Genomic DNA, 8,199 nt, shown 5'->3' with positions numbered 1-8,199 from the left:
CTTCAAGGGAGGTTTATTAAATCCTTTAAAGACTCATCGCTAAAGCTTTATCGAGCCCCTGGTCTAACCAGGGGTTTTCTATATACAAAAAGAGCATCCCGCAGTCTGCGAGATGCTCTTGATTGAGTTCACGAATCGTGAGGCATATGCTGTTATTTCTTGCGCGTGTCCGCTGCCTTGCAGATGCCGTCGGCCCAGTCGAAGAGCTCTGCGAGGTCGTAGTCGCCGGCATGGCCCTTGCCCCACGGCGAGGCAAAATCGACTTCATAGCCGCTGTCCTGCAGCTTCAGGGCCAGCAGCGCAGGGACGGCCATGCTCGTATCGCGGTCCTTGGCCCCGTGGCGGATGCGCCAGTGCGGCGCGATGGTGACGCCCTGCTGACCGATGAAGTACATGGGGTTCATGCGGCGGACATCATCCCATGTCGCCATGGTCGCACCGGCTTCCTTGTCGCGCGTCAGCGAGAAGCCTGTGAAGTGGCGCGGCGTGTTGTCTGTCGTGCCGAATTCATCGTTCTCGGGGGCGCTGCGATCGAACTTGTCGAAGGCCGGCGCCGCCTTGAGGCGCGTCGCCCAGGCGGCATACTTGGCGAGGTCCACATCTTTGACCATGCCGTTCTCGATGGTCAGCCAGTCGAGCGCTGAGAGGTCTTCACCCGCGTCGAGCGCCGACTGCGCCGAGGCGGCGTAGACCGACTTGATGTAGTCGGCGAAGCTGCCCGTGCCGTCCTCGTCGAGCGTCAGCGCGCGCCCCTGACGGTCCTTGAGGCCGAGGCTGTTGACGTAGTCGGGGAAAAGCGCCTTGAGCTGGTCCGAGGCCACGCGCTCTGCCTGCGTCATCTCTACGGCAGAGCTGTCTTCCACAGGCGCATTGTCGGGGCGGTCCGCTGCGGCGCTGTCCCCCTGGACAACAGGGCCGGGCCCGAGCGGCACGACCGCATCGCCAACCTTGAGGGCACCCGGCATAGAGCCGGCTTTCAGCGGCAGCAGAGGGCTCATCGGAGCACTGTGCTGATATGCCTCATTGACGCCGTTGAACATCCACTCGTAGGCCATGTCGGCGTGATCGAGGTCCGTGATCGGGCAGTAGGCCATCGCAGCGAAGATGTCGTCGCGCTCATGGGCTGCGCCGATGGCCCGGAGCTCGGCGTCGTACTCCTTGCTGTTGCCCGTGGCACCAAGCAGTGCGGAGAGAGCGCCGCCCGCGCTCGTGCCATCCGAGATGATCCTGTCGGTATTGCCGGCCGGCAGGCGGTGGCGGTTGTGGCGCAGGTAGCGCACGGCCGCCTTGTAATCGACGAGGAGGGCCGGAGCCTTGCCGACGTACGTCTTGCCGTCATCGCCGACCGTCGTGCGGCCGCGGACAGCCGGTGCCGCCACGACATAGCCCTTCGAGAGCGCGACGAGCGAGGCATTGGCTCCGCCGCTCATGCGGTCACTGTCACTCGGCTCCTTGCTGTCGCCCGGCATGTAGCCGCCGACGCCATTGGGCAGGAAGATCGGCGCGGTCTTCGCCGTGTAGCCATTGACTGTGCCGCCCTTGGTGAAGTACGCCTCCGGGATGAAGATGCTCATGGACTCGGAGGCGACGGAGGCCGGCTTTGCTGTATAGACGACATCACGGTAGGCGCGGAATGCCACATCCTGTCCCTCGAGCTTCAGCGTCTCCTTCGTGTAGTTCTTCGCATTGAACTTCAGGCTGTACTTCGCCTGCTTTACCTTGATTGGCGCGTCTGCCTTGACGGTCTTGGCCGTGGCGGCCGCCGCGCTGCTCACTGCCTGCGGAGCAGGCTCAGCTGCCGGCTGCGCCGCAGCATCGGCAGCGGCAGCCTGCGTCACGCCAGGTGCCCAAGGCATGGTCAGGGCACTGACAGCCAGAGCCGTCAGGACGTATTGCTTCAAGTTCATGGATATCCCCATCCTTTCATGATCATCATGACAAAAAGAAAACCGCTTTTCTTTGCAGAACAGCGGTCTTTAATTCTCGTATTTCAACGTAATGATTTCGCCAGAGCAGTGGCGTTTTCCTTCTCCTGGACGCCTCGGGAGCGAATTTATTTCCTGGTACACAAGCATCAGGTATTCTTGGCGATGACAGCACCGACGACGGCACCGAGGATGGCGGCCGTCGTGACTTCACCTGTCGAGTGCCCCTTCGAGGACTTCTCTATGCGGCGGTGCTCGCGCTCCCAGCGCTCATGTGCTTCGTGGCGCTGCTTCTCGACCTGGTGGTCATGGCGCGAATGCCAATTCGAGTCCTCGTAGTGATGCGAGGCTGCTTCTGCGGGGACGGCCAACGTCGTGCTCAGCACGCCAAAGCTCATGATACCGGCCATCAGGGCGGCCATGCCTTTTTTCCATTTCATCATGATGATCTCTCTCCTCTCCTGCGAGCGAGTCTGTATCTCATTTGATGCTTGTATTATAGACAAACCGTCTTGTATTCCCTTTAAAATAGAAGTTGAATTTTCGTTAAATTAATTGACTCAGTCAAAAAGATTGCAGGAAGTGCTTGGCGACAGCCGAGAGGTAGCGGCTGCGCGGCCAGATGGCGGCCAGTCGCGTTTCCAGGGACGGTTCATCAATGCGCTTGACGTGCAGATGGTTGTGGGCCGCGAGGTTCACGGCAGCGGCCGGCGCGATGGCGACGCCGAGGCCGGCGTTAGCCCAGAGGATCGTCGTGCGCGCATCGTCGTTGCGGCAGACGACATCGGGCGTAACGTCGTGCGCGGCGAAGGTATCCATGAGCAGCTGCTCAAAGCGCCGGTAGAGGATCAACGGCCTTCCCGGCAGTTCCTCCACGCGGATCGCTTCCCGCTCCGGGGCCCAGTCGAGGTTCTCCGTCATCGCGGCGATCATGGGCTCCGGCTTCCGGTATTTGCAGTTGAAATGCGCGGCATTGAACGGCGTGCGCACGATGGCGATCTCGATGAGCCCCTTTTCCAGCAGCTCGATGAGCTGATACGTATTGCCGTCGTGGATCTCAAACTGGACGCGCGGATACGTCTCCCGGAAGGCGCGCATGCCCTCCTGGAGCAAGATGCCGCCGGAGGACGAGACGGTGCCGAGGGCCAGCGTCCCGCTGAGCCCCTGCTTGAAATCCCGCAGCTCTCGCTTCGTCGCCGCGGCCATCTCGAGGAGCTCCTCGGCGCGCGCGGCGAAGAGCCTGCCGGCATCCGTCAGCTCGATGTGATGCGGGCCGCGGCTAAAGAGCGTGAGCCCGAGTTCTTCCTCGAGCAGCTTCATCTGATTGCTCAGCGGCGGCTGGGCCATGTGCAGCCGCCTCGCGGCAGCCGTAATCTGCCGCTCCTCCACGATCGCCATGAAATAACGCAATTGTTTCAAATCCATAATGGTTCTCATTCCTCTCTTGTGCTATCGTCCATCTTGTCTTGGAGGCGTATGCCCACGCGCGTCAGGTAGCCGCGCGGGTCGGCCGTGCTGAGGTCCTCCAAGATGCTCTCCTCATACGAATAGGCACCGGCATGCAAGGCGGGATGTGATTGCAGGTAGTCGCGGAGCCTGTCGTAGGCGGCGCTCGTCTTCATGTAGTCGCCGCGGAAATACGTGACGAGGTAGCGCCCCGCCGGCCGGACAAACAGCACATCCGGCGGCACAGTTGCCACGCTGCGCGTCGTCACGGTGAAGAAACGCGATAGGAGATGGCCATCGCCTTCGAGGAAATCCGCCCGCCTGACCATGGCGCCGAAGACGAGGCCGGAATTCAGACCGTGCTCCATGATGTAGCGCATGTGCGCCATGAGCGCGCGCTCGATACCGGCGTGGTCCTCCTTGAGCATCATCTGCCGGACCGGTCCCGAGCAGATCAGATTGGCCTCTGGCCACGGCTCGATGCGGATGGTGTCACAGCAGATGTCCTTGGCGAGCACGAGCATCTGGCGCTGGTTGTGCACGATCTCCTTCATGTACTGCAGCTTCTGGATCTCCGCGTCGAGCCAGTCTTCCTGCTCGGCCAGCAGGCGGCTCAGACGCTCGGAGCTGCGGTGGCGCATATAGTCCTGAATCTCGGAGAGCTCCAGCCCCATCTGGCGCAGCAGCCGTATCATGATGAACGGGTAGAGCTGACGCGCCGAATAGTAGCGGTAGTGGTTCTCCCCGACGTGGTCGGGCGAGAAGATGCCCTGCTCATCGTAGTAGTGCAGCGTCCTCTTGTTGACGCCGCAGAGCTTTGCGAACTCCCCGGTCTGGAAGTTGAGACCGCCTTCCATACTTCATGCCCCCCTTGACTTTACAGTCACTGTATACTCTACCATGAGTATAGGACATTTTTCTGAAAGGATCTTGATAGATATGACAACGACTACGACAAGAGACAGACAAGCTGCACAGACCGCGCGAACGAAGCGGGCAGAGCAGGCATCGCCGCTCGCCCGCCATTTCACCCTTGGGAGCCTGCTGCGCTTCGCCGCGCCGTCCATCGGCATGATGATCATCATCTCACTCTACACGGTGACGGACGGCATCTTCATCGGCCGCTTCGCTGGCAGCGATGCGCTGGCCGCCTCGAACATCGTCTACCCCGTCATCAACCTCGTGCTCGGCCTCGCGATCATGCTGGCCTCGGGCGGCTCGGCCCTCGTCGCCAAGAATCTCGGCGAAGGGAAAACGGCGGCCGCACGCCGCCGCTTCACACTGATCACCGTGACTGCCATCGCGCTCGCCTCGGCCCTGGCCATTCTCGCCGTTGCCGCAGGAGACGGGCTGCTCTTCCTGCTCGGCGCTTCGCCAGAGCTGCTCGCGGACTGCCGCAGCTATCTCTACGCCCTGTTGCCCTTCTTCCCCTTTGCCGCGCTGATGATCCTCTTCAACGCGTTCTTCATCGTTGACGGCCGGCCGATGCAGGGCTTCCGCGTCTCTGTGCTGGCAGGGCTGACGAACGCGGGCCTCGACTACCTCTTCCTCGCGCACCTCGGTCTCGGCGTCTTCGGCGCCGGCCTTGCGACGGGCATCGCTGACCTGCTCTCCGCCGTCATCGGCCTCACCTACTTCTGGCGCAGCAGCCGGACGCTCCGCTTCACCAAGCCGCAGCTCGAATGGCGCGCACTCGGCCAGGCCATGTACAACGGCAGCTCGGAGCTCGTCACGCAGCTCTCCGTCGGCATCACGACCTTCCTGTTCAACATCCTGACCTTCCGCTACGCCGGTGCCGACGGCGTCGCCGCCATCTCCGTCATCCTCTACGCCGAGATGCTGCTGACGGCCATCTACATGGGCTTCACAAACGGTGTCGCTCCCGTCTTCTCCTACCAATTCGGCGCCAGGGATTTCGGAGAGCTGCGCCGCCTCGTGCGCCTCAGCCTGATGGCCATCGCGGGCGGCGCGCTGCTGTCCTTCGGCCTCTCCCGCCTGCTCGCAGCGCCTCTCATCTCGCTGTTCCTGCCGCAGGGCGGCCACGTCTACGAGCTCACGCACCAGGGCTTCCTGCTCTTCTCACTCTCGTTCCTGCTCTGCGGCTTCAACCTCTTCATCTCGGGCTTCTTCACAGCCATCTCCGATGGCCGCACCTCGGCCCTGATGTCATTCGCGCGCAACCTGCTCGGCATCGTCATCTTCCTTCTGACCCTGCCGCACCTCTTCGGACTGCGCGGCGTCTGGCTCGCCGTGCCGGCCGCCGACATCACAGCCCTCATTTTCGGCCTCTTCCTGCTGGTCGCCAGGATGCGCGACTTCAGCGCCAGAGCGCTCTATCATCACCGCCATCACACACCAGGGCGTGTTTCACGTGAAACATCGTATCGCGCCGACTGACGCACGCCCCGTTGTTTCACGTGAAACAAAAAATCAGCCTTTCCGCTTTATTGCGGAAAGGCTGATTTTATATACGCGCTCGATGCTCAGGCTTTGGCGCCCGTGGAGTACATCGGGATCTTTTCCGGATTGTCCTTGATGGTCCAGACACCGCACGGGCAGACGCCGGCGCAAATGCCGCAGCCGATGCAGCGCTTCGGGTCGCTCGTGTACTCGATAGTGCCATCCTCGTGCTCGATGCGGTTGATGGCCTTCTCCGGGCAGGACTCGAGGCACATCTTGCAGTCGCGGCAGGTGCCGCAGCTCACGCAGCGCTTGTAGTCGCTGACCGGGTCGCCGAGCTCGCAGTGGTGGCACTTCTCGAAGTATGCCTTAGAGAGGCGCTCTGCCGGGACCTGCTTCTTCTCGGGGAAGGCCTTGTACTCCTTGCCCATGACGTACTGGTCGACGTACCAGGCAGCCTTGCGACCGCTGCCGATGGCATCCGTCAGGCGGCCCGGCTTGATCGTGTCGCCGGCCGTGAAGACGCCGTCCGTGATGGAGAGGTCTTTCTTCGGCACGAGCCAGCTCTTGCGGAAGTACTCGATGCCCTCGTCCTCCGGCAGGAAGTCGAGAACAGGCTCCTCACCAATGGAAACGATGACCTGGTCGGCTTCGATGAAGCGGCCGTCATTGCCGTAGACGCCCTCCGGCGTGATCTTACTCGTGAAGAACGGCCAGACGATTTTGCCGCCGAGGCCCTCGAAGTAGGCGATCTCCTTCTCGAAGGCAGCCGGCTTCTGGACATCGACTGCGATGACGGACTCAGCGCCCATCTCGTAGGCGCCGCGGCACGTATCCATGCCGGAGTTGCCGGCGCCGATGACAACGACCTTCTTGCCCGTCTTCGGGTGCTCGCCGCGGTTGATGGACTTGAGGTACTCGAGGCCCATCGTCAGGTGCTCGACGCCCTCCCACGGGAAGAAGCGGGACTTCGTGCCGCCCGTCGCGACGACGACGGCGTCGCTCGCTTCGCGGATCTTGTCGAACTTCTCGCGGTCGACCCTGCAGCCCTCGACGAACGTGACGCCGACGCTCTCGATACGCTTGAGCTCGAATTCGAGCAGCTCGTGCGAGAGGCGTCCGCGCGGGATGACCTGCTCGAGCTTGCCGCCGATGCTATCCGCATCGTCGTAGACCGTGACATCGTGGCCCTTGCGGGCGAGCTGCCAGGCCGTCGAGAGGCCGGCGACGCCGCCGCCGATGATGCCGATCTTCTTGCCCGTCTTCTCCTTCGGCGGCTCTACCTTCGCAAAGGCGGAGCTGTAGCCGAGGTCGCCGATCTGGATCGGCTCATCGATCGTGCCGCGCGTGCAGGCATCCATGCAGGGGTTCGGGCAGACGGAGCCGCAGACGCAGCCCGGGAACGGCGTGTAGTCGAGTTCGAGCTGGATGGCCTTGTCGAGCTCGCCGTTGCGGATGTACTTGTAGCGCAGCTGCGTCGGGATGCCCGTCGGGCAGTTGAACTCGCACGGTGCGGCGTACGCTGCATTGTCCCAGCTCGGCACACGCAGGCGGTAGAGGCCGTGCGAGATCGTCGTGTGGACGGCGAAGTCGTCGTGTGCGACATCCGAGAAGATGCCGCCCTTGACCCACTCGTGCAAGCGGAAGGAATGGAGGTCCGGCGCCGGTTTCGGCTTGCGCTCAGCAGCCGTCAGCGGGCGCAGCTTGTGCCACTGGCTCCAGTCCGTGAGCTCGGCCTTGAGCTCCGGGCGCTCGATGTGCGCGAGGAATTCATCCATGCCGCCCGCGAGGAAGGCAATGTCGTCCTCGTCGAGAGCCGAGCAGATGATGTCAGCCGGATGCGTACCGATCGGGCCGCGCACGTAGACCGTGCCGCCGACCATGCCGACGCAGGCGCGCTCACCGAGCACCGAGTCGAAATCAGCGCTGTCGTAGCCGCAGACGACGGCCTTGCCGCCGCCCATGAACTCGAACGAGAACGAGCCGACATTCTTGAGGATCCAGAGCTCCGGCTCCTCGTAGAGCGGGTCATGCTTCATCAGAGAGCCCGTGCGCGTGCCGCCGCGGCCGCCGATGAAGATCTTGCCGCCCGACGAGCAGTGGCCGGCCGTATCGCCGGCATCGCCCTTGACGGTGATGATGCCGCCGGCGTTGAGCCAGCCGACATCAGCCGACGTCGACTCCTCGATGACGATCTCCGTGCCCGGCAGGCACATCGAGCCCGTGCGCTGGCCGGCGTTCCAGACATGGAAGTGCAGCTTCTTGCCTTCCGGATGCCAGAGCGGACCGCCGATGTCGTGCTGGCCGGAGGCCTTGATCTCAAAGTCCGTCTCGCCCTGCTTGACGGCTTCGCCGATGGCCAGGAGCAGGTCCTGGGTGGACATACGTTCATGCCCTTTCATGGTATCTATCTTAAACATTAAGCTCT

The 8,199-nt window shown here is 62.7% G+C and carries 6 protein-coding genes; 1 reads left to right on the top strand and 5 read right to left on the bottom strand.

All coding sequences use genetic code 11. From position 1 onward, the window contains the following. Positions 1-152: 152 nt before the first annotated feature. From T518_RS09590 to T518_RS11455, 4 genes are all read right to left on the bottom strand, one after another. Positions 153-1,907 (bottom strand): subtype B tannase, encoded by a 1,755-nt coding sequence (locus T518_RS09590; RefSeq protein ID WP_248617185.1) that lies wholly within the window; start codon positions 1,905-1,907, stop codon positions 153-155. A 167-nt stretch (positions 1,908-2,074) separates the two neighbouring features. Continuing rightward, complete coding sequence (locus T518_RS09585; protein ID WP_036378505.1) at positions 2,075-2,368, bottom strand: hypothetical protein; 294 nt, start codon at positions 2,366-2,368, stop codon at positions 2,075-2,077. Positions 2,369-2,489: 121 nt separating this feature from the next. After that, positions 2,490-3,350 carry a LysR family transcriptional regulator gene (locus T518_RS09580; RefSeq protein WP_036378504.1) on the bottom strand — a complete coding sequence of 287 codons (861 nt, stop codon included), beginning with the start codon at positions 3,348-3,350 and terminating at the stop codon, positions 2,490-2,492. An 8-nt stretch (positions 3,351-3,358) separates the two neighbouring features. Further along, positions 3,359-4,228 (bottom strand): MerR family transcriptional regulator, encoded by an 870-nt coding sequence (locus T518_RS11455; protein ID WP_051652283.1) that lies wholly within the window; start codon positions 4,226-4,228, stop codon positions 3,359-3,361. A gap of 82 nt (positions 4,229-4,310) precedes the next feature. Between T518_RS11455 and T518_RS09570 the strand changes: the two genes are divergently transcribed. Continuing rightward, entirely contained in the window at positions 4,311-5,768 is a 1,458-nt protein-coding gene (locus T518_RS09570) for an MATE family efflux transporter (RefSeq protein WP_244881848.1), read from the top strand. An 86-nt stretch (positions 5,769-5,854) separates the two neighbouring features. Here the strand turns inward: T518_RS09570 and T518_RS09565 are convergent, their stop codons facing one another. Beyond that, a complete protein-coding gene (locus T518_RS09565) occupies positions 5,855-8,191 on the bottom strand; it encodes an FAD-dependent oxidoreductase (protein WP_036378503.1) in 2,337 nt (778 codons plus the stop codon). Positions 8,192-8,199: the final 8 nt, after the last annotated feature.

Source organism: Mitsuokella jalaludinii DSM 13811 (assembly GCF_000702905.1).
Lineage (GTDB): Bacteria > Bacillota > Negativicutes > Selenomonadales > Selenomonadaceae > Mitsuokella > Mitsuokella jalaludinii.
The sequence above is the reverse complement of the archived record's forward strand: the minus strand, read 5'-3'. Positions and strand labels throughout refer to the sequence as shown.

Coding starts and splice junctions, on each gene's coding strand:
- T518_RS09590 (WP_248617185.1), bottom strand. CDS start 1,907: ATGAACTTGAAGCAATACGTCCTGACGGCTCTGGCTGTCAGTGCCCTG.
- T518_RS09585 (WP_036378505.1), bottom strand. CDS start 2,368: ATGATGAAATGGAAAAAAGGCATGGCCGCCCTGATGGCCGGTATCATG.
- T518_RS09580 (WP_036378504.1), bottom strand. CDS start 3,350: ATGGATTTGAAACAATTGCGTTATTTCATGGCGATCGTGGAGGAGCGG.
- T518_RS11455 (WP_051652283.1), bottom strand. CDS start 4,228: ATGGAAGGCGGTCTCAACTTCCAGACCGGGGAGTTCGCAAAGCTCTGC.
- T518_RS09570 (WP_244881848.1), top strand. CDS start 4,311: ATGACAACGACTACGACAAGAGACAGACAAGCTGCACAGACCGCGCGA.
- T518_RS09565 (WP_036378503.1), bottom strand. CDS start 8,191: ATGTTTAAGATAGATACCATGAAAGGGCATGAACGTATGTCCACCCAG.